Source organism: Rhodanobacter sp. UC4443_H10, assembly GCF_052978325.1.
Genome location: NZ_CM129668.1, coordinates 2,637,385 through 2,660,565 on the forward strand (window position 1 = coordinate 2,637,385; position 23,181 = coordinate 2,660,565).

17 protein-coding genes are annotated in these 23,181 nt (G+C 64.4%); 11 read left to right on the top strand and 6 right to left on the bottom strand.

Going from position 1 to position 23,181, the window contains the following annotated elements:
* The first annotated feature begins 8 nt into the window (after nucleotides 1-8).
* The 5 genes from ACVCMB_RS12085 to ACVCMB_RS12105 all read left to right on the top strand — a co-directional run bounded on the left by ACVCMB_RS12085 (nucleotide 9) and on the right by ACVCMB_RS12105 (nucleotide 8,496).
* A complete protein-coding gene (locus tag ACVCMB_RS12085) occupies nucleotides 9-1,727 on the top strand; it encodes a methanol/ethanol family PQQ-dependent dehydrogenase (RefSeq protein WP_447101325.1) in 1,719 nt (572 codons plus the stop codon).
* Between the two features lie 13 nt (nucleotides 1,728-1,740).
* The gene (locus tag ACVCMB_RS12090) at nucleotides 1,741-2,952 is read left to right on the top strand and encodes a c-type cytochrome (protein ID WP_447097706.1); all 1,212 of its coding nucleotides are present in this window, start codon (nucleotides 1,741-1,743) and stop codon (nucleotides 2,950-2,952) included.
* Between the two features lie 421 nt (nucleotides 2,953-3,373).
* Nucleotides 3,374-3,760: a DUF779 domain-containing protein gene (locus ACVCMB_RS12095; RefSeq protein WP_447107167.1), complete on the top strand. Its 387-nt coding sequence runs from the start codon at nucleotides 3,374-3,376 to the stop codon at nucleotides 3,758-3,760.
* Nucleotides 3,761-3,968: 208 nt separating this feature from the next.
* Nucleotides 3,969-6,314: a TonB-dependent receptor gene (locus ACVCMB_RS12100; protein WP_447107057.1), complete on the top strand. Its 2,346-nt coding sequence runs from the start codon at nucleotides 3,969-3,971 to the stop codon at nucleotides 6,312-6,314.
* 28 nt (nucleotides 6,315-6,342) lie between these two features.
* Entirely contained in the window at nucleotides 6,343-8,496 is a 2,154-nt protein-coding gene (locus tag ACVCMB_RS12105; RefSeq protein WP_447107058.1) for a TonB-dependent receptor family protein, read from the top strand.
* Between the two features lie 119 nt (nucleotides 8,497-8,615).
* On the opposite strand, the gene ACVCMB_RS12110 is transcribed toward ACVCMB_RS12105, so the two are convergent.
* Nucleotides 8,616-8,753, bottom strand: coding sequence for a hypothetical protein (locus ACVCMB_RS12110; RefSeq protein WP_447107059.1), 138 nt, complete (start codon nucleotides 8,751-8,753; stop codon nucleotides 8,616-8,618).
* A gap of 53 nt (nucleotides 8,754-8,806) precedes the next feature.
* Between ACVCMB_RS12110 and ACVCMB_RS12115 the strand changes: the two genes are divergently transcribed.
* The 6 genes from ACVCMB_RS12115 to ACVCMB_RS12140 all read left to right on the top strand — a co-directional run bounded on the left by ACVCMB_RS12115 (nucleotide 8,807) and on the right by ACVCMB_RS12140 (nucleotide 19,139).
* Nucleotides 8,807-9,079, top strand: coding sequence for a DUF4242 domain-containing protein (locus tag ACVCMB_RS12115; RefSeq protein WP_447107060.1), 273 nt, complete (start codon nucleotides 8,807-8,809; stop codon nucleotides 9,077-9,079).
* Nucleotides 9,080-9,303: 224 nt separating this feature from the next.
* Nucleotides 9,304-11,244 (top strand): acetate--CoA ligase, encoded by a 1,941-nt coding sequence (acs, locus tag ACVCMB_RS12120; protein WP_447107061.1) that lies wholly within the window; start codon nucleotides 9,304-9,306, stop codon nucleotides 11,242-11,244.
* Between the two features lie 202 nt (nucleotides 11,245-11,446).
* A complete protein-coding gene (locus ACVCMB_RS12125; RefSeq protein ID WP_447107062.1) occupies nucleotides 11,447-16,132 on the top strand; it encodes a glutamate synthase-related protein in 4,686 nt (1,561 codons plus the stop codon).
* 22 nt (nucleotides 16,133-16,154) lie between these two features.
* Nucleotides 16,155-17,612, top strand: coding sequence for a glutamate synthase subunit beta (locus ACVCMB_RS12130; protein WP_447107063.1), 1,458 nt, complete (start codon nucleotides 16,155-16,157; stop codon nucleotides 17,610-17,612).
* A gap of 56 nt (nucleotides 17,613-17,668) precedes the next feature.
* Entirely contained in the window at nucleotides 17,669-18,316 is a 648-nt protein-coding gene (locus ACVCMB_RS12135; RefSeq protein ID WP_447107064.1) for a 4'-phosphopantetheinyl transferase superfamily protein, read from the top strand.
* Nucleotides 18,317-18,395: 79 nt separating this feature from the next.
* Entirely contained in the window at nucleotides 18,396-19,139 is a 744-nt protein-coding gene (locus ACVCMB_RS12140) for a pyridoxine 5'-phosphate synthase (RefSeq protein ID WP_447107065.1), read from the top strand.
* Between the two features lie 145 nt (nucleotides 19,140-19,284).
* Here ACVCMB_RS12140 and ACVCMB_RS12145 read toward each other — a convergent pair whose 3' ends face one another.
* The 5 genes from ACVCMB_RS12145 to ACVCMB_RS12165 form a co-directional block, all read right to left on the bottom strand.
* Entirely contained in the window at nucleotides 19,285-19,698 is a 414-nt protein-coding gene (locus tag ACVCMB_RS12145) for an ExbD/TolR family protein (RefSeq protein WP_395120757.1), read from the bottom strand.
* Between the two features lie 6 nt (nucleotides 19,699-19,704).
* On the bottom strand, nucleotides 19,705-20,127 hold the full coding sequence (locus tag ACVCMB_RS12150; RefSeq protein ID WP_395120758.1) for an ExbD/TolR family protein: 423 nt from the start codon (nucleotides 20,125-20,127) through the stop codon (nucleotides 19,705-19,707).
* Between the two features lie 11 nt (nucleotides 20,128-20,138).
* Nucleotides 20,139-20,885 carry a MotA/TolQ/ExbB proton channel family protein gene (locus ACVCMB_RS12155; RefSeq protein WP_395120759.1) on the bottom strand — a complete coding sequence of 249 codons (747 nt, stop codon included), beginning with the start codon at nucleotides 20,883-20,885 and terminating at the stop codon, nucleotides 20,139-20,141.
* An 81-nt stretch (nucleotides 20,886-20,966) separates the two neighbouring features.
* Nucleotides 20,967-21,620, bottom strand: a complete 654-nt coding sequence (locus ACVCMB_RS12160; RefSeq protein WP_395120760.1) for an energy transducer TonB — start codon at nucleotides 21,618-21,620, stop codon at nucleotides 20,967-20,969.
* Nucleotides 21,621-21,831: 211 nt separating this feature from the next.
* Entirely contained in the window at nucleotides 21,832-23,127 is a 1,296-nt protein-coding gene (locus ACVCMB_RS12165) for a tetratricopeptide repeat protein (protein ID WP_447107066.1), read from the bottom strand.
* Nucleotides 23,128-23,181: the final 54 nt, after the last annotated feature.

The following is a 23,181-nucleotide window of genomic DNA, read 5'->3' on the forward strand; positions in this document are numbered from 1 at the left end:
AGATTCACATGAAAAATCTGAATAATTTTCGTATCAGCGGACTGTTCGCGGCGATGTTTGTGTTGAGTGGTGCTGCGTTTGCCGCCGACAGCGCGGCGACTGCGGCCGACTACAAGCCGGTGACGAATGCCCGGCTCGTGAATGCGGCGAGCGACAACGGCTGGCTGATGTACCGGCGTGATTACGCCAGCACCGGCTATGCCCCGTTCGAGAACATCAATACCGACAACGTGACCAAGCTCAAGCAGGTCTGGGACTACAAGACCGCGTTCGAGCAGGGGCATGAGTCGCCGGCGATCGTCAATGGAGATTACCTGTTCATCACCACGCCGAAGAATGAGCTGGTGGCATTCCAGGCCAGCACCGGCAAGCAGTTGTGGAAATACCAGCACGATCTGTCCCAGGCCGGCCTGAAGACCGTGTGTTGCGATGTCGTCAATCGCGGCGTGGCGTTGTACGGCGACAACGTCTACATGGCCACGCTGGACAACTACGTGGTGGCGCTGAACGCCAAGACCGGCAAGGTGGTCTGGAAGAAGCAGCTGATACCGGCCGACGTGGGCTACGCGATGACCCTGGCGCCGCTGGTGGTCAAGGGCAAGGTGATCGTCGGCGAGTCCGGTGGCGAGTACGGAGCGCGCGGCTTCATCGAAGCGTTGGACGCGGAAACCGGCAAGCAGGCCTGGAAGACCTACACCGTTCCCGCACCCGATGAACCCGGTGGCAAGACCTGGCCCAAGGGCGCGTACAAGACCGGCGGCGGTGGTGCGTGGTTGACCGGCACCTATGACGCGCAGACCGACACGCTGTTCTGGGGCGTCGGCAATCCGGGCCCGTGGCTGGCCACGTTGCGTCCGGGCGACAACCTGTACACCGACTCGGTGATCGCCATGAATCCGGCCACCGGCAAGATCAAATGGCACTTTCAATACACTCCCAACGACACCTGGGACTATGACGGCACCAACGAAACCGTACTGACCGACATCGACTACAAGGGCAAGTCGTACAAGGCACTGGTCAGCGCCAGCCGCAACGGCTGGTTCTATGCGATCGACCGGACCAATGGCAAATTGATCTACATGGAGAAATTCGCCACGGCGACCTCCGTGAACGGCTCGAAGGACGGCAAAGTCACCACCGATCCGGCGATGCGCCCGACCGTCGACAAGGAAGTGTTCACCTGTCCCAGCTTCCTCGGCGGCAAGAACTGGTGGCCGATCTCGGTTGACCCGAAGACGCGTCTTGCCTACGTGCCGACCATGCATACCTGCATGACGATCAAGGGCACTACAGTCAGCTACAAGGCCGGACTGCCTTTCCTGGGTGAGAGCTTCAAGGTCGTGGCCGATCCGGCATTCAAGGGGCAGTGGGGCGAAGTACAGGCGATCGACGTCAACACTGGCAAGCAGGCGTGGAGTCATCCCTCGGCGTTGCCGTGGAATAGCGGCATGCTCAGCACGGCCGGTGGCCTGGTGTTCTCCGGCAGCGCGGACGGCCACCTGTATGCGTTCGATGCCAAGAGCGGCAAGGTGCTGTGGAAGAGCCCGCAGATGAGTTCGGGTGTCATCGGCGTGCCAAGTACGTGGAAGGTGGACGGCAAGCAATACGTGTCGGTCTACGCCGGCTGGGGCGGCGCCACGCCGATCTGGGGCGGCGACATGGCCAAGGATCCTGCAGTGCGGAACATACCGCTGGGCGGTCATTTTTACGTGTTCTCGCTGTAACCGGAGTGCTGGCATGAAGACATATCGTTTCCCTTCCAGGTCCCATCTGTGCCGCATCGGAATGGCCGCCGTACTTATGTACGGCGGCACCGCCGTCGCGGGCGAGCTGTCGGTTTGCATCGACAAAAGCAGCCCTACCGCGTCCATGGACCACCACCTCGCACAGGCCGTGGCCACCCACGAAGGCAACTCCCTGCGCGTTCATGAGTTTGATGGCAGCGGCGGCGACGAGGGCTTTGACCTGAAGGAGTTCAACAAGCTCGCCAAAGACAGTTGCACGTTGGTGCTGGGCTTTCCGATCGATGCCGACGAACATGCCGTACCGTCCGGCCTGCAGGCTACCGAGGCGTACGGTCACACCGGCTTCGTGCTGGTGACGCCGAAGGACAGCAAGGCCACCACGCTCGACCAGTTGCCGAAAAAGACCAGTGTGGCGGTGACCTACCAGACCACGCCGAACCTGTACTTCGCAGATCATCCCGGCCTGCAGGCGGACGTCCATCTGACCAACGACGATTCGATCAAGGCGTTGCAGACACATGCAGCAGGTGCGGCGATGCTGTGGCAACCAACGGTGGTGAATTATCTGTCCAGCCACCACCAGGCGGGTGGTTTCAGTTACCACCCATTGCACGAACCGCATGCGCAATTCGACCTGGTGGCGCTGTACAACAGCAGTCACGCAACTGCGGCGGCAGCATTCGGCCGAGCAATCGTGGCGATGACCGCTTCGGGCGAGCTGGCGCGGCTGCTCACGCCCTATGCCGAGGCGGGAAGGGCGCAGGCCTCGCAGCGCGGTGCGTCAGCATCGGTGCAGCTTTCTCACAAGGTTCAGTCGCTCGATAACGGTCGCGCAACCGCATCGAAGCAGGACGATGCGAGCCACCCTCCGGCGTTGTTTACCGAGACCCAGGCGGCGAGCGGCAAGCAGAAGTTCGAGGATCACTGCGCGTTCTGTCACGGGTCAACCCTGGCCGGTCGCGCCGGACCCGCACTCAAGGGACCGCACTTTGCTCCGGCCAAGGCTGACTTCCATGTCGGTGACATCTTCGGCATCGTTTCGAAAAACATGCCAGCTACCGAACCGGGCAGCCTGGCGCACGAGGATTATGTGGAGATCATGGCCTTTATCCTCCAGCAGAACGGCTACCCGGCCGGCAGCGATGCACTGACTTTCGAGGAGGCGACGGAGTCCAGGGTGCGGTTGATCTACCACGGCGAATGAATCGGCACCGCCGGCAGGCGAAGCTGATGTCGCGCACCAGCCATGCGCCCGTTGGCGCAGGATTTTCCAGAGTCTACGGGAGTGCCACGTGAATCAGCCAGGACGGTCACCGCCGCGACAGCGCGCGGCAATCCGCGGGCTTCATCTTCATCCGCTTGTCCTGGTTCATGCGGGGTGTGCGCTGCAACCAGTCATGGCGAAAGAAGCGGATTTTACCGCTACGGCTGCCGTGACCAATCTGCAGGCTGTAGAGGTCGATGCCAGTCGACTGGATCTTGCGCCGTTTGATGTTCCTGCCGCACTCAGCGGCACGGTGATCGTCAACGACGGCAATGCCCGCTATTTCGGACCCGGACCGGACCGCCGCCTCGTGCTAGGGGCTCGGTTGACGTTTCAGCTTGCCACAATGCAGGAGAACAAGATGTCGGATACCACGGTTGCAGTTGCCAAAGTGCTCGCCACGCCGGCTGCTGAGGAGTTGATCGAACGATTGCGCACACGCCACGGACCGCTGCTGTTCCACCAGTCTGGCGGCTGCTGCGATGGCTCCTCGCCAATGTGCTTTGCGCAGGACGATTTCATCGTGGGCGATCGCGACGTCAAGCTCGGGGAGATCGCCGGCGTAGCGTTCTACATGAATCCCGCGCAATACGAATACTGGAAGCACACGCAATTGATCATCGACGTGGTCGAAGGGCGTGGCGGCATGTTTTCGCTGGAAAACGGCGAAGGTGTCCGCTTTCTCACTCGTTCGCGGCTGTTCACCGACGACGAGATCAAGCAGCTGATCCGCGAAGGACGCTTCTGAGCAAGGCGCCTGATCAGCGGCGCCGGGATGTCGGGATGTCGGGATGTTGGCTTGTCCGTCTTGGCAACATCGGGCCGTCAACATCACGCCATGGTCGGCCGCAACTATCATTGCAATGCAATGCAGTGACGGTTGCCGAGCATCAAATGAACTGGCGACGACCCCGAATCTTTCCGGCAACGCTGAAGAATGGAAAGGAGTGTGTTTGATGGCAGCTCACAAGAAATCGCGGCGCTTTCGCGGACTCGGCCCACTATCGATCGCACTGGCGCTGATCGTCGCGAGCAGCTCCGTATTCGCACAAGAAAGCAGCCGCGAGACCAACCCCCAGAACGTCACCGCACTTGACCTGATCAGGGTGGTCGGCGTGACACCTGTCACCGGCACCGACATTGATCCCGGCAAGCTGCCGTATTACGTGCAGTCGACCAACGACGACCAGATGGATCGCGCGCAAGTACTCGACCTTACCGACTTCGCCAACCGTCGTTTTGTCGGTGTAACGACGAACGGCGCGCAGAACAACCCGCTGCAGGCGGATGTCCAGTTCCGCGGGTTCACCGCGACGCCGCTGCTTGGTGGCTCCGAGGGCATGTCGGTCTACCTCGATGGGGTGCGCGTCAATGAAGTGTTTGGCGATACGGTCAATTGGGACCTGATCCCGACTGGCGCCATTGAGCGAATGAGCCTGCTTGCCGGCGCCAACCCGGTGTTCGGCCTGAACACGCTTGGGGGTGCGATCTCGATCCAGACCAAGACGGGCTTCAGCGACCCAGGTACGCGCCTCTCCTTCTACGGTGGATCATTCGGGCGCACCAACGCCACCTTCGAGACCGCCGGCAACTCCGGCCGCTGGGGCTGGTACCTGATGGGCAATCGCTTCGACGAGGACGGTTGGCGCGACCAGTCACCCTCAAACGCTCGCAACTTTTACGGCACCCTGTCCTGGCGTAGCGAAGCCGCTACGTTCGACTTGCACCTTGGCCACGCGAAAACCGACCTGGTCGGTAACGGCAGCGCGCCGGTCGAGCTGCTCGCCGAACGCTGGAGAGGCATCTTCACGGCGCCGGACAACACCAGCAACGATATGGGTCTCATCAGCGGCCAGGGAACCGTTGATATCAACGACGCCACGAAGCTCTCGTTCACCGTGTTCCACCGCAAAGTCAAAACGCTGTCGTACAACGGCGATGCCAGCGATTTCGACGAGTGCGACGACGACGATGACATCCTTTGTGACGAGGACCACGACGACGCACCGATCATCGACCAGAACGGCAATACTGTTTCCTCCGACTTCGACGCGATCAACAATATCGGCCACCGGAACCAGACGAGCGACGGTGGTACCGTGCAGCTCGCATTCAACCAGCCACTCGGCCCTTTGGAGAACCAGTTTGTGGCGGGCCTGGATTACATGAACGGCCGCCTCGACTACAACTCGGCCCTGGAAATGGCAGTCCTGCAGCCAAACCGGGTGACGTCGTCCGATTCAGGCATCCTGATTCCGGCAGGCGCACTGAACGTCAATAGCCACACGCGCACGATCAGCCTGTACCTCACCGATACCTTGTCGATCACCGACCGCCTCGCACTGACGGTGTCGGCGCGAGGCAACCGGACACGCACCACGATCAACGATCCGACCGGTATCAATCCCGCGCTGGACGGCAAGCACCGTTTTTCGCGCGTCAATCCGGCGGCCGGACTCACCTGGCAATGGACTGACGCGGTGAACGTTTACGGCGGCTACAGCGAATCCACGCGCGCACCCACGTCGGTCGAACTAACCTGCGCGGACGAGGATGCCCCCTGCAAGCTGCCCAACCAGTTTCTGTCCGATCCGCCGTTAAGACAGGTTGTCGCCAAGAGCTGGGAAGCGGGCTTGCGCGGCAGGTTCGCCGGCGGCAACAACCTTGGCCACTGGCATGTGGGTCTGTTTCGCACTATCAACACCGATGACATCCTGTTTCAGGCCACCGGTGGAACGAAATCCAACGAGGGCTTCTTTGCCAATGTCGGGGACACGCGTCGGCAGGGCCTCGAGGCCAGCATCGCCGGCACCGCATGGGACCGGCGCCTGCACTGGTACGCAAACTACAGTTGGCTTGATGCGACTTATCGGACCAGCTTCTTCGAGAAGAGCGCCAACCACCCTGACGCCGATGAAGATGATGAGATATTCGTGCGCAAGGGTGACCGCATTCCCAGCCTGGTGCGCAACAGCTTCAAACTTGGCGCCGATTTTTCGATTACGCCGAAGTTGAGCATGGGTGGCGAAGTCATCGCGAACTCCGGCCAGTACCTGCGTAGTGACGAAGCCAATCTGCTTGGGCAGACCGGCGGATATGTGGTGGTGAACCTGCGAGCCAATTACGACGTGAATGCACACTTCAGTTTATTCGCACGTATCGACAACCTGTTCGACCGCCACTACGTCACGTTCGGAACACTTGGTGAACCCCACGAAGTCATGCCGCAATTTGACGACCCGCGCTTCTATGGCCCGGGCGAGATTCGCGGTGTTTGGGTTGGCTTCAAGGTTTCGCTATAGCTTCGTTTCCATTGGACGGGTAACAATAATGCTTGATCAATTTGAAAATCCCGATAGGCGCTTGATGAACGGCGCGGCCAGGGGCCTTGCTCCACGCGCATTCATTTGGCGCAGTCTCTCGGAAGCGTTGGTGCTTGTCTTGTTGGTCCTGCCTGCGGCTCATGCGGAGGATGTGCAGACCAATACCGCACGGACAACATCGTCTACGACGACGCTACCCGTGGTCGTGGTGACCGCGACCCGCATTCCACAGCCCGACTTCGACGTGCCCGCCGCGGTTGGCGTCGTCACGCAAGACAAGATCGCCGATGGCGCTCCGGCATCCGCACTTTCCCAGTCACTTGCGCGGATACCCGGGATTGTCGCGCAGAATCGCCAGAGCTACGCGCAGGATTCGCAGATTTCCATTCGTGGTTTTGGTTCACGCGCCTCCTTTGGCGTGCGCGGCATCCGCCTGCTGGTGGACGGCATTCCGGTGTCCGGGCCGGACGGGCAGGGCCAGACCGATCCCTTCGACCTTGCTACCGCGGAGCATATCGAGGTGTTGCGCGGGCCGTTTTCGGCCCTGTACGGCAATGCCGCCGGGGGCGTGATCCAGATATTCACCAAGGACGGCCCGGAGCAGCCGACGGTCGGGGCTTCCACGCTATTCGGCAGCTATGGCACCCGCATCCAGCGGCTGGATGCGGGTGGCACGGTCGGCAACTTCAACTATGTCGTGGATGGCACGCATTTCGAAACCGACGGTTTTCGTCAACACAGCAAGGCCGAGCGCGACAATCTGCGCGCGAAGTTCCGCTACGACATCAGCAAGGACGCTTCGCTGACGTTGCTGCTCAACGGCGAGAACCAGCCCTTCGCCGAGGATCCTTCGAGCCTGACCAAGCAGCAGGCACGGGGAGACCCAAGCTTCGCGGTGCCAGGCGTGTTCAAGTTCGGCGCGGGTGAAAGTCATCGTGACCGCCAGCTTGGCGCTGTATACGAGCAGCAAATCGGCCAGAGCGATCATCTGCATGTGATGGGTTACGGTGGTTCCCGGCGCGTGGTCCAGTTCCTTCCTTTCCGCGGCGGTTCCACCAATGGCGGCGGCGCGGTGGTCGACCTGAAAAACAGGTCCAGGGGCGGCGGTGTCCGCTGGGTGCACAGTTTTCCGCTCACCTCGACACCGCTCGACCTGATGGCGGGTGTCGAGTACGACCACCTGCGCGAGCTGCGCAAGGGTTGGGTCAATGATGCGGGCGTGGAAGGGGAGCTGCGTCGCAACGAGAGGGATTTTTCGAGTCAGGCCGGGGAATACGTCCAGCTCGAATGGAAGCCCGGCCGTTGGGTCATCGTCGCTGGCCTGCGTCATTCGAACGTCAAGTTCGGAAGTGACGATCACTACATGACGCCCGAAGATCCCGACGACAGTGGCAGGCGGAATTTTTCGAGTACCAATCCGGTTGCAGGCGTGCTCTACAAAATCAATCCGCATCTGAACGTCTACGCGAATTACGGCCAGGGCTTCGAAACCCCGACGCTCTCCGAGTTCGCCTATCGGCCCGACGGTCAGGCCGGCTTTAATCAAGCCTTGCAGCCAAGCAAGAGTCGCGACTATGAGACAGGGCTGAAGGGGAGCTGGGCTGCGACAAAATTCGACTTGGCACTTTTCAACATATCGACCACAAACGATATTGTCGTTGGCACATCCAATGACGGTCGCGACAGTTTCACCAATGCCGGAAGCACGAAGCGACACGGGCTGGAACTGAGCATTCAGCAGGCCTTTTCCGGCGGCTTCAGTGGTTACCTGGCCTATAGTTACCTGCACGCGACTTTCGATGGCGGAGCGCTCGACGGCCATCGAATGCCAGGCGTGCCGCGCCAGATGGTGTACGGCGAGTGGGACTGGCAGTACCGCCCGCTTGGATTTTCCACCTCGCTAAGCGCGCAGTGGCGTGATCGCGTTTATGTCGACAACAAAAACACGGACTTCGCCGGTAGCTACGTCGTGGTCGATTATCATCTGGCGTTCAGGCAAAACGCGGGCGGCTGGCAGGTCAGCGAGTTTGCAGGTATCAACAACCTTTTCGATCGCAACTACGTCGGTGCCGTTGTCGTCAACTCCGGCAACGGTCGCTTCTTCCAGTCCGCACCGGGCCGCAATTTCATGCTCGGCTTGAGTGCAAGTTACAAATTCTGATTTGCCCGATTACATACGATGTTCGCGGATGTCGCGACGGAGCGGGCACCCCCGCATGGAGGCTCTTTCGCGTTTGGCGTGGTTGAACTTCACGCCGCAACCTGTTGAGTCGCTTGCGTTCATGGGTTCTTCGGCAGGTGTTGGAGGTTGGAGCACATCAGGTAGCTGACGGTGGTCATGTGGTGGTCGGTGGCGTAGTCTCTGGCGCGAGCCTTGGCCGCCTGGGTGCGCCCATTGATCCCTTTGTGCAGAAACATTTTCTGATGGGCGTGACCATTATTTATGCTTCTAGACAACAGAGGACCATGCCATGCCGAAATACGTGATCGAACGTGATATTCCTGGTGCCGGGAAGTTGTCGCCCCAAGAACTAAAGGCCATTTCGCAGAAGTCTTGCGGTGTACTGAGCAATATGGGGCCACAGATTCAATGGCTCCAAAGCTACGTGACCGGCGACAAGATCTATTGCGTATACATCGCTCCGGATGAGGAAATGGTTCGGAAACACGCCGAGGAGGGGGGCTTTCCTGCAAATCGTGTGTCCGAAGTTGCCTCAGTCATTGATCCAACAACGGCTGAGTAGCGCCACCCGGCGACGCCGCTGACAACGGCAGCCCCCTTTTTAATGCCGACAGCCGGCGCGATCCGGGTGCGGGCAGGACCAAACGCGCCTATCTTTATGTATCGCGAAGTACCGACTCCCATCGTATTACGAGCGGGCTAACTCAAGGACCACACACAGCGCGGCATCGATGCCTGTCGCAGGTTGCCCGAGTCACTCCCATCCAGTCCAGCAGGAGCAAATCCATGTCCAGCACCTATCCGGTCGATCCCGAGTTTGCAGCATCTGCGCGCACCAGCCACGACAACTACGTACACATGTATGCCGAATCCGTCAGAGATCCGCAGGCATTCTGGGCCGGTATCGCCAAGCGCCTGGACTGGACCAGGCCGCCGACGAAGATCAAGAACGTCTCGTTCGACCGCAACGACCTGCACATCCGCTGGTACGAAGACGGCGAGCTCAACGTGTCCGCCAACTGCCTCGACCGCCAGCTCGAAAAGCGCGGCGACAAGGTGGCGATCATCTTCGAGGGCGACGACCCGAAGAACTCACGCCGGATCACCTACCGCGAGCTGCACGCCGAGGTGTGCAAGTTCGCCAATACGTTGAAGCACCTGGGCGTGGTCAAGGGCGACCGCATCGCGATCTACCTGCCGATGATTCCCGAGGCCGCGGTGGCGATGCTGGCCTGCGCGCGCCTGGGCGCAATCCACTCAGTGGTGTTCGGCGGCTTCTCGCCCGACTCGCTGGCCGGGCGCATCGTCGATTCGCAGGCCAAGGTGGTGATCACCGCCGACGAAGGCCTGCGCGCAGGCAAGCACATTCCGCTCAAGGTCAATGTGGACGAGGCACTTGAGCGCCCCGGCACCAACAGCGTGGAAACCGTGATCGTGGTGCGCCACACCGGCGGCGCGATCAACATGCAGTCGCCGCGCGACCGCTACTGGCACACGCTGATGGACGGCCAGAGCGCCGACTGCCCGCCCACCCCGGTCGAGGCCGAGCACCCGCTGTTCGTGCTGTATACCTCCGGCTCCACCGGCAAGCCCAAGGGCGTGGTGCACTCCACCGGCGGCTACCTGGTCTTCATCAGCTACACCCATGAACAGGTGTTCGACTTGCGCGAGGACGACATCTACTGGTGCACCGCCGACGTCGGCTGGGTCACCGGCCACAGCTACGTGGTGTATGGCCCGCTGTGCAACGGCGCCACCACGGTGATGTTCGAGGGCGTCCCCAACTATCCCGATTACAGCCGCTTCTGGCAGGTGGTCGACAAGCACAAGGTCAGCATCTTCTACACGGCGCCCACCGCGATACGCGCCCTGATGCGCGAGGGCGAGGAGCCGGTGAAAAACACCTCCCGCGCCAGCCTGCGGCTGCTCGGTTCGGTCGGCGAGCCGATCAACCCGGAAGCGTGGGAGTGGTACCACCGCGTGGTCGGCGAGGAGCGCTGCCCGATCGTGGATACCTGGTGGCAGACCGAAACGGGCGGCATCATGATTTCGCCCCTGCCCGGCGCGATCGCCACCAAGCCGGGCTCGGCCACGCTGCCGTTCTTCGGCATCAAGCCCGCCATCGTGAATGCCGACGGCGAGGTGAAGGAGGGGGTTGCCGAGGGCAACCTGCTGATCACCGATTCCTGGCCCGGTCAGGTACGCACCATCTACGGCGATCACCAGCGTTTCATCGAGACCTATTTCAGCGCCTATCCCGGCAACTACTTCACCGGCGACGGCGCCCGCCGCGACGAGGACGGCTACTACTGGATCACCGGCCGCGTCGATGACGTGATCAACGTGTCCGGCCACCGCCTCGGCACCGCCGAAGTGGAGAGCGCGCTGGTTTCCCATCCGAAGGTGGCCGAGGCCGCCGTGGTCGGCTGCCCGCACGACATCAAGGGACAGGGCATCTACGCCTACGTCACCCTGGTCGCCGGCGAAACCGGCAGCGACGAGTTGCGCAAGGAACTCATCGCCTGGGTGCGCAAGGAAATCGGGCCGATCGCCACGCCGGACTACCTGCAATGGGCGCCCGGCCTGCCGAAGACCCGTTCGGGCAAGATCATGCGCCGCATCCTGCGCAAGATCGGCGAGAACCAGCCCGACCAGCTCGGCGACATCACCACCCTGGCCGATCCCGGCGTGGTGAAGAATCTGGTCGACGAACGCTTGATCAAATGAGCTGGCTGCAGGAGCGCACCCTGTGCGCGAGCTTTTTCGTCACGTCACGAAAAGCATCGCGCACAGGGTGCGCTCCTGCATTCCCGGGGTCGATCCGACTGAACGTGGATTCGGCCATATATACGGCCATTTGATTTCGCTTGCTTCTCTTTGTTGCAACGCACTATAGTCGAGGCTCCCCTCTTGTTCCGGGAGCCCGACCATGGATCAGCCGCGCGCGCAGGGTTTGTACGATCCACGGCATGAGCACGACGCCTGTGGCGTGGGTTTCGTGGCGCACATCAAGGGGCGCAAGAGTCACCAGATCATCGCGCAGGGCCTGTCGATCCTGCGCAACCTGGATCACCGCGGCGCGGTGGGCGCCGACCCGCTGATGGGCGACGGCGCCGGCATCCTGATCCAGCTGCCCGACCAGCTCTATCGCGAGGAGATGGCCCGCCAGGACGTGGCGCTGCCACCGCCGGGCGAGTACGGCGTGGGCATGATCTTCCTGCCCAAGGAGCACGCCTCGCGGCGCGCCTGCGAGCAGGAGCTGGAACGCACCGTGCGGGCCGAGGGACAGCGCGTGCTGGGCTGGCGCGACGTGCCGGTCGACCACGCGATGCCGATGTCCGAGGCGGTCAGGGCCAGCGAGCCGGTGATCCGCCAGCTGTTCATCGGCCGCGGCCCGGACGTGATGGTCCCCGACGCGCTGGAGCGCAAGCTCTACGTGATCCGCAAGACCGCCAGCCACGCGATCCGCGCGCTGAAGCTCAAGCACGGGCGCGAGTACTTCGTGCCCTCGATGTCCACCCGCACCGTGGTCTACAAGGGCCTGCTGCTGGCCGGCCAGGTCGGCACCTACTATGCCGACCTCGCCGACCCGCGCGCGGTCTCCGCGCTGGCGATGGTGCACCAGCGCTTTTCCACCAACACGTTTCCGGCCTGGGAGCTGGCCCACCCGTACCGCATGGTCGCGCACAACGGCGAGATCAACACGGTCAAGGGCAACGTCAACTGGCTGAACGCGCGCACCGGCGCGATCTCCTCGCCGGTGCTCGGCGAGGACCTGGCCAAGCTGTGGCCGCTGATCTACCCGGGCCAGTCCGACACCGCCTCGTTCGACAACTGCCTCGAACTGCTGACCATGGCCGGCTACCCGCTGGCGCACGCGATGATGATGATGATTCCCGAGGCATGGGAGCGTCACACGCTGATGGACGACAACCGCCGCGCGTTCTACGAATACCACGCGGCCATGATGGAACCGTGGGACGGCCCGGCCGCGATCGCCTTCACCGACGGCCGCCAGGTCGGCGCCACGCTGGACCGCAACGGCCTGCGCCCGGCGCGCTACCTCATCACCGACGACGACCTGGTGATCCTCGCCTCCGAGGCCGGCGTGCTCGCCGTGCCTGAGCCGCGCATCGTGAAGAAGTGGCGGCTGCAGCCAGGCCGCATGCTGCTGATCGACATGGAAGCGGGGCGCATCATCGACGACAAGGAGGTGAAGGACCAGCTGGCCAATGCGCGGCCGTACAAGCAGTGGATCGAGCACATCCGCATCCGCCTGGACGACCTGCCGGTCGGCCACGTCGAGCCGCCCGCGGGCGAGCAGCTGGTGCAACGCCAGCGCATGTTCGGCTACACGCTGGAAGACCTCAAATTCCAGCTGCTGCCGATGGCGCACGACGGCCAGGAGGCGATCGGCTCGATGGGCAACGACGCGGCGCTGGCGGTGCTGTCGGAGCAGAACAAGTCGCTGTACCAGTACTTCCGCCAGCTGTTCGCCCAGGTCACCAACCCGGCGATCGACCCGATTCGTGAGCAGCTGGTGATGTCGCTGGTTTCCTTCATCGGCCCGAAACCGAACCTGCTGGACATCAACAACGTCAATCCGCCGCTGCGACTGGAGGTGGCCCAGCCGATCCTCGACGTCGCCGACATGGCGAAGATCCGCAAGATCGGCCGCTACTCCAAGGGCAAGTTCCGCAGCTTCGAGCTGGACATCACCTACCCGGCGGCGTGGGGCAAGCAGGGCATCGAGGCGCGGCTGGCCTCGCTGTGCGCGCAGGCGATCGACGCGATCGGCCAGGGCCACAACATCCTGATCGTGTCGGATCGCCACGCGGGCCGCGAGCGGGTGGCGATCCCGGCGCTGCTGGCCACCTCGGCGGTCCACCAGCACCTGGTCGGCCGCGGCCTGCGCACCAGCACCGGCCTGGTGGTGGAGACCGGCTCGGCGCGCGAAGTGCACCACTTCGCCCTGCTCGCCGGCTACGGCGCCGAGGCGATCCACCCGTACCTGGCGATGGAGACGCTGGCCCGCCATGCGGCCGACAGCGGCGCGATCGCCGCGGAGCAGGCGATCGCGCACTACATCAAGGCGATCGGCAAGGGGCTGCAGAAGGTGCTGTCCAAGATGGGCATCTCCACCTACATGTCCTACACCGGCGCGCAGATCTTCGAAGCGGTGGGGCTGAACAGCGAACTGGTGGAAACGTACTTCAGCGGCACCGCCAGCACGATCGAGGGCATCGGCCTGTTCGAGCTGGCCGCCGAGGCGCTGCGCCAGCACGAGGCGGCGTGGGCCCACGACGCAGGTCAGGCACTCGATGGCGGCGGCGAATACGCCTGGCGAGCCGATGGCGAAGCCCATCTGTGGACGCCCGATTCCATCGCCAAGCTGCAGCACGCCACCCGCGCCAACAGTGCGACGACCTATGCGGAATATGCGCGGCTGATCAACGACCAGACGCGCCGCCAGCTGACCTTGCGCGGGCTGTTCGAATTCCGCATCGATCCGGCGGCCGCGATCGCGCTGGACGAGGTGGAGCCGGCGGCGGAGATCGTCAAGCGCTTCGCCACCGGCGCGATGTCGCTGGGTTCGATTTCCACCGAGGCGCACGCCACGCTGGCGGTGGCGATGAACCGCATCGGCGGCAAGTCCAACACCGGCGAAGGCGGCGAAGACGAGGCGCGCTACCGCGACGAGGCGCGCGGCATCGCTATCGGCGAGGGCGCAACGCTGGGCAGCATCCTCGGCGCCGATCGCGTCGAGAGCGACCTCGCCCTCGAACCCGGCGATTCACTGCGCTCGCGCATCAAGCAGGTGGCCTCGGGCCGCTTCGGCGTCACCGCGGCGTACCTGGTCTCGGCCGACCAGATCCAGATCAAGATCTCGCAAGGCGCCAAGCCTGGCGAGGGTGGCCAGTTGCCGGGCCACAAGGTGTCCGACTACATCGCGCAACTTCGCTTCTCGGTGCCCGGCGTGGGCCTGATCTCGCCGCCGCCGCACCACGACATCTACTCGATCGAGGACCTGGCCCAGCTGATCCACGACCTGAAGAGCTGCAACCCGCAGGCCTCGATCTCGGTGAAGCTGGTATCCGAGGTCGGCGTGGGCACGGTCGCCGCAGGCGTGGCCAAGTGCAAGGCCGACCACGTGGTGATCGCCGGCCACGACGGCGGCACCGGCGCCTCGCCGTGGTCGTCCATCAGACACGCCGGCACGCCGTGGGAACTGGGCCTGGCCGAGACGCAGCAGACGCTGGTGCTGAACCGGCTGCGCGGGCGCATCCGGGTGCAGGCGGACGGCCAGATGAAGACCGGCCGCGACGTGGTGGTCGCCGCCCTGCTCGGCGCCGACGAGTTCGGCTTCGCCACCGCGCCGCTGGTGGTGGAAGGCTGCATCATGATGCGCAAATGCCACCTCAACACCTGCCCGGTGGGCGTGGCCACGCAGGACCCGGTGCTGCGGCGCAAGTTCGCCGGCAAGCCCGAGCACGTGGTGAACTATTTCTTCTTCGTCGCCGAGGAGGCGCGCGCGATCATGGCGCAGCTCGGCGTGCGCCGCTTCGACGAGCTGGTCGGCCGCACCGACCTGCTGGACGTGCGCCAGGGCATCGCGCACTGGAAGGCGCGCGGGCTCGACTTCAGCCGCGTGTTCCACCGCCCGGCGGTGCCCGCCGACGTGGCCTGGCGCCATGTCGAGGAGCAGGACCACGGCCTCGCCCGCGCGCTCGACCACGTGCTGCTCGACAAGGCGCGCACGGCGCTGGAGCAGGGCGAACGCTGCAGCTTCATCGTGGCGATCCGCAATACGGATCGTTCGGTCGGCGCGATGCTGTCGGGGGCGCTGGCGCGGCGGCACGGCCACGCCGGGTTGCCGGACGACAGCATCCACGTGCAACTCGATGGCGTGGCCGGGCAGAGTTTCGGCGCGTTCCTGGCGCGCGGCATCACCTTCGACCTGGTCGGCGAGGCGAACGATTACGTGGGCAAGGGGCTGTCCGGCGGCCGCATCATCGTGCGTTCGCCGAACGATTTCCACGGCTTCGGGCCCGAACACATCATCGCCGGCAACACGGTGCTGTACGGCGCCACCGGCGGCGAGGCGTTCTTCAACGGCGTCGCCGGCGAGCGCTTCGCCGTGCGCAACTCCGGTGCCACCGCGGTGGTGGAAGGCGTCGGCGACCACGGCTGCGAATACATGACCGGCGGCACCGTGGTGGTGCTGGGCGAGACCGGGCGCAACTTCGCCGCCGGCATGTCCGGTGGCGTGGCCTATCTGTACGACCCGGACGTGCAGTTCCAGGCGCGCTGCAATCTCGCGATGGTGGCGCTCGAGCCGCTGCTCTCCACGGTCGAGCAGGAACTGCGCGTGCCGCGCGAACTCTGGCACGCGCCGGTGCGCGGAGCCCCCGGCGAGACTGACGAGGCGATCCTGCGGCGTCTGCTGGAAAGCCATTTCCGCGCCACCGGCAGCTTCCGCGCCAAGGCGATCCTGCACGACTGGATCAACGCGCGCACGCACTTCGTCAAGGTGATGCCGCACGAATACCGGCGCGCACTGGGCGAAGCCGGCCGGGCGGCGACGGCGCCCGGCACACGAGCCATCACGGCCTGAGCGGCCCGGGGAGACAACGATCATGGGCAAGATCACCGGCTTTCTCGACTACCCGCGCGTGCCGGAACCCGGCGAGGCGCCCAATCTGCGCAAGCGCCACTGGCGCGAGTTCACCCCGCAGCTGGACGACGCCGGCGCGGCGATCCAGGCCGCGCGCTGCATGGATTGCGGCATCCCGTTCTGCCACCAGGGCTGCCCGGTCAACAACGTGATCCCGGACTTCAACGACCTGGTCTATCGGCAGGACTGGCAGCGCGCGATCGAGGTGCTGCATTCGACCAACAACTTCCCCGAGTTCACCGGCCGCATCTGCCCGGCCCCGTGCGAGGCGGCGTGCACGCTGAACATCAACAGCGATGCGGTGGGCATCAAGTCGATCGAGCACAAGATCATCGACAAGGCATGGGAGGAAGGCTGGGTGCGCCCGCAGCCACCCGCGCGGCGCACGGGCTGGAGCGTGGCCGTGGTAGGTTCCGGCCCGGCCGGCCTGGCCGCGGCACAGCAGCTCGCGCGTGCGGGCCACGCGGTCACCGTGTTCGAGAAGAACGACCGCGTCGGCGGGCTCCTGCGCTACGGCATCCCCGATTTCAAGTTGCAGAAGGAGCATATCGACCGCCGCCTCGATCAGATGCGCGTCGAGGGCGTGCAGTTTCGCCCTGGCGTGTATGTCGGCAACGCCGCCGACGCGAAGGACGGGCAGCTCGCGCTGACGCCGGCGCAGTTGCAGCAGGACTTCGACGCGGTGGTGCTGGCCGGCGGCGCCGAGACCCCGCGCGACCTGCCGCTGCCGGGCCGCCAACTGGACGGCGTGCACTTCGCGATGGACTTCCTGCCGCTGCAGAACCGCGTACTGGCCGGCGACGCGCTGGCGTCGCAGATCCTTGCCACCGACAAGCAGGTGGTGGTGATCGGCGGCGGCGACACCGGCTCGGACTGCGTGGGCACCTCCAACCGCCAGGGCGCCGCGGCGATCACCCAGTTCGAACTGCTGCCGCAGCCGCCGGCGCAGGAGAACAAGCCGCTGACCTGGCCGTACTGGCCGATTCGGCTGCGCACCTCCAGTTCGCACGAGGAGGGTTGCCGGCGCGACTGGGCGGTGGCCACCAAACGTTTCAACGACGACGGCAAGGGCCGCGTGCGCAGCCTGACCGCGGTGCGGCTGCAATGGCACGAGGGCCGCATGAGCGAGGTGCCGGACAGCGAGTTCGAGATCGAGGCGGACCTGGTCCTGCTGGCGATGGGTTTCGTGTCGCCGACGCAAGCCGTGCTCGATGCCTTCGGCGTGGACAAGGACGCGCGCGGCAATGCGGCGGCGAAGGTCGACGGCGGCGCCGCCTACCGCACCAGCGTCGACAAGGTGTTCGCCGCCGGCGACATGCGCCGTGGCCAGTCGCTGGTGGTGTGGGCGATCCGGGAAGGCCGCCAGTGCGCGCAGGCGGTGGACGAGTTCCTGATGGGCACGTCGCGCCTGCCGCGTTGACACAAGCGCCGTCGCGTCGCTTGTACCGCGACGCGACGGGCCGCACCATGAGCGGGATGACCGACACGCTCCCGCCCCTTCCCGCCGCCGCTGCCGCGCAACTGGACGACCAGACGGTGCACGTCTGGCATCTCGGCTACCGCCGCGCACCCGGTCGTCTGCCGTTGTTGCGGGTACTGGCCGCATATCTCGGCGTCGACGCCGACGAGCTGCAGCTCACGCAGGACGCGCATGGACGGCCGCGGCTCGATCCGCGCCACGGCACGGCACTGGATTTCAACTGGTCGCACAGCGGTGACCATGCGCTGGTGGCGATCGCCCGTGGCATCGCGCCGGGCGTCGACGTCGAGCGCCGGCGAGCCCGACCGCGTGCGCTGGCGCTGGCCCGGCGCTTCTTCGACGCGGCAGAGACGGCGGCGCTGGCGGCGTTGCCCGTGGACGCGCGCGACGACGCATTCCTGACGCTGTGGACGGCCAAGGAAGCGCTGCTCAAGGCGCATGGACGCGGCATCGGCTACGGACTGCAGCGGCTGCGCGTGGCGCCGCCGCCGCAACCATTGCAGCTGCTGCGCTTCGACGGCGAAGATGTCGGCGCCTGGCAACTGCAGCGGCTCGACCTCGCGCCGGAACTGGTCGCCGCGCTGGCCTGGCGCGGGTCGCCGCGCAAGGTGCGCGCGGCGACACTGCTTGCCGACATCGAATGATCGGCGCACTGTCACCCGTCGGCATGGCGTGCTGCCGGGCCAGCCAGCCGATTCTTCCCGCCCCGGAGTGGTTTCCGCGATGACCTTGCTCAGCGTCAACCTCAACAAGATCGCCGTCCTGCGCAACTCGCGCGGCGGCCGCAGCCCCGACATCTGCCATGCCGCGCAGACCTGCATCGAGGCCGGTTGCGGCGGCATCACCGTGCATCCGCGCCCGGACCAGCGCCATGTGCGGCCCGATGACGTCCGTGCGCTGGCCGCGATGCTGCGCGGGCGGGTCGAGTACAACATCGAGGGCAACCCGTTCGCGGGTCCGCGCGGCGATTACCCCGGCCTGATCGAACTCGCGCGCCTGGTCCGCCCGACCCAGGTAACCCTGGTGCCGGACAGCGACGGCCAGATCACCTCGGACCATGGCTTCAACCTGCGCCAGGACACCACCCGCCTGAGGCCGCTGGTCGATGAGCTGAATGCATTGGGCTGCCGGGTCAGCCTGTTCGTCGACGCGGGCAGCGGCGATTTCGAGCTGGCCGCGGCCATCGGCGTACAGCGCATCGAGATCTACACCGGCCCGTATGCGGAGGCCTTCGCCGAAGGCGACCCCGCGGCGGCGCTGGCGGCATGTGCCGACACCGCCCGCCGCGCCCAGCAGGCCGGCCTGGCGGTCAACGCCGGACATGATCTCAGCCAGGCCAACCTCGGCACCTTCAAGGCCGCGATCCCCGGCCTCGCCGAGGTCTCGATCGGCCACGCCCTGATCGGCGAGGCCCTGTACGAAGGGCTGGCCACCACCGTGCGCCACTACCTGCAGATCCTGCGCTGAGCCGTGGCGGACGTGCCCGGCAAGCGCTTCCCGCGAGCGACCCGTCGCTCAAGCGGGCACCTCCCGGGGTACGGCGTGGTGCCGAGCTCTGAAAACATAAGCCCCGCCGAAGCGGGGCTCTTGCCTGGATCGTTTTGCGCCGAGCTCAGCGTGCTTCGTTGAAGCCGATCTTCACCAGGTTGTAGCTCTTGGCGTCGGCCAGCACCCGCGCCACATACTCGTAGGCCACGTGGTCATCGGCGGCGATCTGGATCTCCGGCTGGTTCGGCAGCGACTGCTGGCCGATCACCGCCAGCTGCGCCTTCAGGCCCAGCTCGTCGACCGGCGTGCCATTCCAGTAGAACGCACCACTCTGATCGATCTTCAGATTGATCGGGCTGGGCGGATTGGAGGGCGGGATCACATCCTTGTTCGGCTGCGGCAGATCGACCTCGATCTTGTGCGCCAGGATCGGTGCCGTGATCATGAAAATGATCAGCAGCACGAGCAACACGTCGACCAACGGCGTGACGTTGATCTCCGCCATCGCACCGCCGCTGCTTTTGGTTGAAATCGCCATCTCGAATTATCCCTTCGGTGCGTCGGTGGTCATGAAGGCGACATGCACCATGCCCGAACCCTTCGCATCGCTGATGATCTTCTTCACCACCATGAACTGCACTTCGCGATCGGCACGGATCTGCAGCTGGGGCTGCGGCGTGAGCTGCGCTTCCACCAGCAGCTTGGCGCGCAGTTCCGCATCGGTCACCGGCTGATCGTTGAGGTACAGACTGCCATCGACCTTGATCGCCAGGTCGATCGGCGGCGTCTTCGGATCAGGCGTCTTGGCATTCGGGTTGGCGATGGGCAAATCGATCGTGACCGAGTGCGACATCAGGGGAGCCGTGATCATGAAGATGATCAGCAGCACCAACATCACGTCGACCAGCGGCGTGACGTTGATCTCCGACATCGGGCCCGTGGAATCACCACCTAGGCTTACGGCCATGGGTCAATCCCTCACTTCGTGCTTTCGATGCGCGAACCGGTTGCAAAGAAGTCATGCAGGTCGTTCGCGAACTCGTCGAAGCGGGCGTAGACCACGCGGTTCGAGCGGTTGAAGAAGTTGTACGCGAACAGCGCCGGGATGGCCGCGAACAGACCGAAGGCGGTCATGATCAGCGCCTCACCCACCGGACCGGCCACCGCGTTCATCGAGGCGTTGCCGGTGGCGGCGATGCCGATCAGGGCGTGGTAGATGCCCCACACGGTACCGAGCAGACCGACGAACGGCGCGGCCGAGCCCACCGTGGCGAGCAGGGTCATGCCGCCTTCCAGACGCATGCTCTCGCGAGCCACGGCCTGGCGCAGGGCGCGGTCGATGAACTCCGAGCGGCTCAGCGATTCCGCCAGGCGACCGGCGGTGCCGGTAGTGCTCTGCTGGTGGTGCGCCATTGCCGAAGCGGCTTCCAGCGCGATCTTGGAGAACGGCTCGCTCTTGGGCTGCGCTTCCAGCTCACGGATGGCGTCCTGGGTCGAGCCATTGCCCCAGAAACCGTCGATGACCTTGTCCGCCCGTGCCTTCACGGTGGCATTGCGAATGCCGTTGGCGATGATGAAGTACCAGGACAGGAACGACATCGCGACCAGGGTCACGAAGACCACCCAGCCGAGCCAGTCGAAGTTCTGCATCAGGTTCTCGAAGCCCATCTGTTTCATGGCTTCGGCGTTGGTATTGCCGGTTGCAGCAGGAGTCTGAAGGAACATAACGCTACCCTAGAAAAGTCAAGCGTGAACTGTGACCGTAATCGACTGTCGCCCGATTACGGCGGGTTGAAGTGGTTATCTCTAGCCACTGAGATTGAAGTTGATGGGGACACGAGCATAGCCCTCCACTTTCTTGCCGGCCTTCACCTCTGGATTGAACTTCCAGTGGCGCATGACCCAGTCCTTGGCCGCTCGATCCAGCTCGCGATAGCCGCTGGATTTCTCCACCTCGACGGACTTTGGCGATCCGTCCAGGCCAACCAGGATCAACAGGACCACCGTGCCCTCATGGCGCTGACGGGCGGCCATCGGCGGATACGGCGGACTCGGACGGGTGCCGTAGCTCAGGTCCGAACCGGCCGCGATATCCGGTGGCGGCGCCGGCGGCGCGGGAGGTGCCGGTGGCGGCGCCTGCACGGCATTGGCGGAAACCTCGGTCACCGGAGGCGGCGGCGTCGGCGGCGGCGGGGTCGGCGGCGGATTGACCTGCTGGATGATCTTCGGCGGCGGCTGCTTCGGCGGCTCCGGCGGCGGCGGCGGTGGCGGCGGCGGCGGCGGTGGCGGCTCGATGAAGCTGACCTGGACGATCTTTTCCTTTTCCTTGTGGTTTTGATTGGGCGGCGCCATCGGCGCCACGATCAGCAGGAAGGCAAATGCGTGCAGCCCGATGGCCACGGCCAATGCCCAGGTCCGCTTCCAACTAAAACGCCCGGTTTCTTCGTTACTAGAGGCCATCTGTCACTATCTGGAAGCTGATCAATCGGGGGATCGCATCGCCGCAGTGACCTGTCGGGAGCCGTCTGGTTGGACCTGACGGAACCCGCCACGGGTTTGCTGAAGCAATGCGCAGTGAAAGGTTTTCAACGTTACAACACGCCATGGCTTTTGTATAGCGCTGGCGGGGCGTGAAATGGACGTCCACGCTCGCCAGCGCTGCGCCGGATGGCTACTTGCCTGCAGCTCCCAGTTTCTTGAGCAATTCGTTGGCCCGGTCGGCGCTTTCCGGTTGCTGCGCGGCCTTCTTCAATGCGGCGACGCGCGCAGCCTTGTTGTTCAGCCCCCGCTCGCATTCGGCCAGCACCAGGTAGGCGTTGCCCATGTGCTTCACGCCCTTGCTGATGGCCTGGTTGACCATCGTCTTGGCCTTGGCGTAATGGTTGTTAGTCAGTTCGATGTTGGCGATCTGCAGCGCGGGCTCGCCGTCGGTGGCCAGCGGCAGCGCCTTCTGCAACGCCTGCGTGGCCGCCGGGATGTCGCCGGCCACGTAGTCGGCCTTGCCCAGCAGCACGTAGTTCTCCGCGCTGGGCTGCATGATCTGCTTGCTCATGCCTTCCTTGATGACGGCGACCGCCTTGTCCGCCATCGGCTTGGGCTCTTCGCTGGACAGCGCCTGGTTGTAGTACAGCGAAGCCAGCAGCACGTAGTCCGCTTCGTTGCCGAGCAGGCCCTTGGCACGGGCATCTTCCATGACCTTGATCGCCTCGGGGTATTTCCCCGCCTGCTGGAGCGCCTGGATGGCGGCCTCGACGACCTTCGGGTCATCCGGATGCGCGGCGAGGTTGTCCTGCGCCATCTGCACCAGCTGGTCGTTCTGCCCGCTGGCGGCATAGCTTGCCATCAGGATCTGGTCCCACTGCGGCTCGGGCTTGTCGGTCAGCGATTTGGCCTTCTTTACGGCCGCGATGGCTTCCGGGTACTTCTCCAGACGATACAGGTCGTTGCTTTCGACGGCATACGATTCGGCAGTTTCCTTCTTGCCCTCGGCACGCCACTTCTTGAGGGTGTCCAGCGAGGCCTGGTACTGGCCGTCGGCTTGCTGCGCGACAGCCATCATGTACTGCATGGCGAAGTAGTCGTCGTTTGGCAGCACGCCGTTGTCCAGGGCGCGTTGCAGCAGGCCGATCGCGGCCTTGAAGTCCTGCGCGTTGTACTTGAGCACGGCCAGCCCGCGCAGCGCCATGGCCTGGGCGTACTTGCTCTTGCTGTCGTCGAGCAGCTTCTGCAGGGTCGCCTCGGCCGTGGCGGCATCGCCCTTGTTGAGGGCATCGAAACCTTCCTGCAGCTGCTTCTGGTCCTGCGTCTTGGTGAGGTCGAGCTTCGGCGCGGTGCGCGTACTGTCGGGGTACTCGCTCGTCTGCTTGGACTTGTCGTCGTGCTGCTTCCGAGCCCATGCCGGGCTGGCGAGCAGACCAAGCAGCAAGGCCGCGGTGGCCAGCAGAGTGAAGCTTCGAAGCTGTTTCATGGGGTTCCTCATCGCAAGGCCGGTACGTGTCGACGCAAACAGGCGGGTCTTGCA

Coding starts and splice junctions, on each gene's coding strand:
- ACVCMB_RS12155 (WP_395120759.1), bottom strand. CDS start 20,885: ATGTTCCTTCAGACTCCTGCTGCAACCGGCAATACCAACGCCGAAGCC.
- ACVCMB_RS12125 (WP_447107062.1), top strand. CDS start 11,447: ATGGATCAGCCGCGCGCGCAGGGTTTGTACGATCCACGGCATGAGCAC.
- ACVCMB_RS12100 (WP_447107057.1), top strand. CDS start 3,969: ATGGCAGCTCACAAGAAATCGCGGCGCTTTCGCGGACTCGGCCCACTA.
- ACVCMB_RS12090 (WP_447097706.1), top strand. CDS start 1,741: ATGAAGACATATCGTTTCCCTTCCAGGTCCCATCTGTGCCGCATCGGA.
- ACVCMB_RS12160 (WP_395120760.1), bottom strand. CDS start 21,620: ATGGCCTCTAGTAACGAAGAAACCGGGCGTTTTAGTTGGAAGCGGACC.
- ACVCMB_RS12105 (WP_447107058.1), top strand. CDS start 6,343: ATGCTTGATCAATTTGAAAATCCCGATAGGCGCTTGATGAACGGCGCG.
- ACVCMB_RS12130 (WP_447107063.1), top strand. CDS start 16,155: ATGGGCAAGATCACCGGCTTTCTCGACTACCCGCGCGTGCCGGAACCC.
- acs (WP_447107061.1), top strand. CDS start 9,304: ATGTCCAGCACCTATCCGGTCGATCCCGAGTTTGCAGCATCTGCGCGC.
- ACVCMB_RS12135 (WP_447107064.1), top strand. CDS start 17,669: ATGACCGACACGCTCCCGCCCCTTCCCGCCGCCGCTGCCGCGCAACTG.
- ACVCMB_RS12115 (WP_447107060.1), top strand. CDS start 8,807: ATGCCGAAATACGTGATCGAACGTGATATTCCTGGTGCCGGGAAGTTG.
- ACVCMB_RS12165 (WP_447107066.1), bottom strand. CDS start 23,127: ATGAAACAGCTTCGAAGCTTCACTCTGCTGGCCACCGCGGCCTTGCTG.
- ACVCMB_RS12085 (WP_447101325.1), top strand. CDS start 9: ATGAAAAATCTGAATAATTTTCGTATCAGCGGACTGTTCGCGGCGATG.
- ACVCMB_RS12095 (WP_447107167.1), top strand. CDS start 3,374: ATGTCGGATACCACGGTTGCAGTTGCCAAAGTGCTCGCCACGCCGGCT.
- ACVCMB_RS12145 (WP_395120757.1), bottom strand. CDS start 19,698: ATGGCGATTTCAACCAAAAGCAGCGGCGGTGCGATGGCGGAGATCAAC.
- ACVCMB_RS12150 (WP_395120758.1), bottom strand. CDS start 20,127: ATGGCCGTAAGCCTAGGTGGTGATTCCACGGGCCCGATGTCGGAGATC.
- ACVCMB_RS12140 (WP_447107065.1), top strand. CDS start 18,396: ATGACCTTGCTCAGCGTCAACCTCAACAAGATCGCCGTCCTGCGCAAC.
- ACVCMB_RS12110 (WP_447107059.1), bottom strand. CDS start 8,753: ATGTTTCTGCACAAAGGGATCAATGGGCGCACCCAGGCGGCCAAGGCT.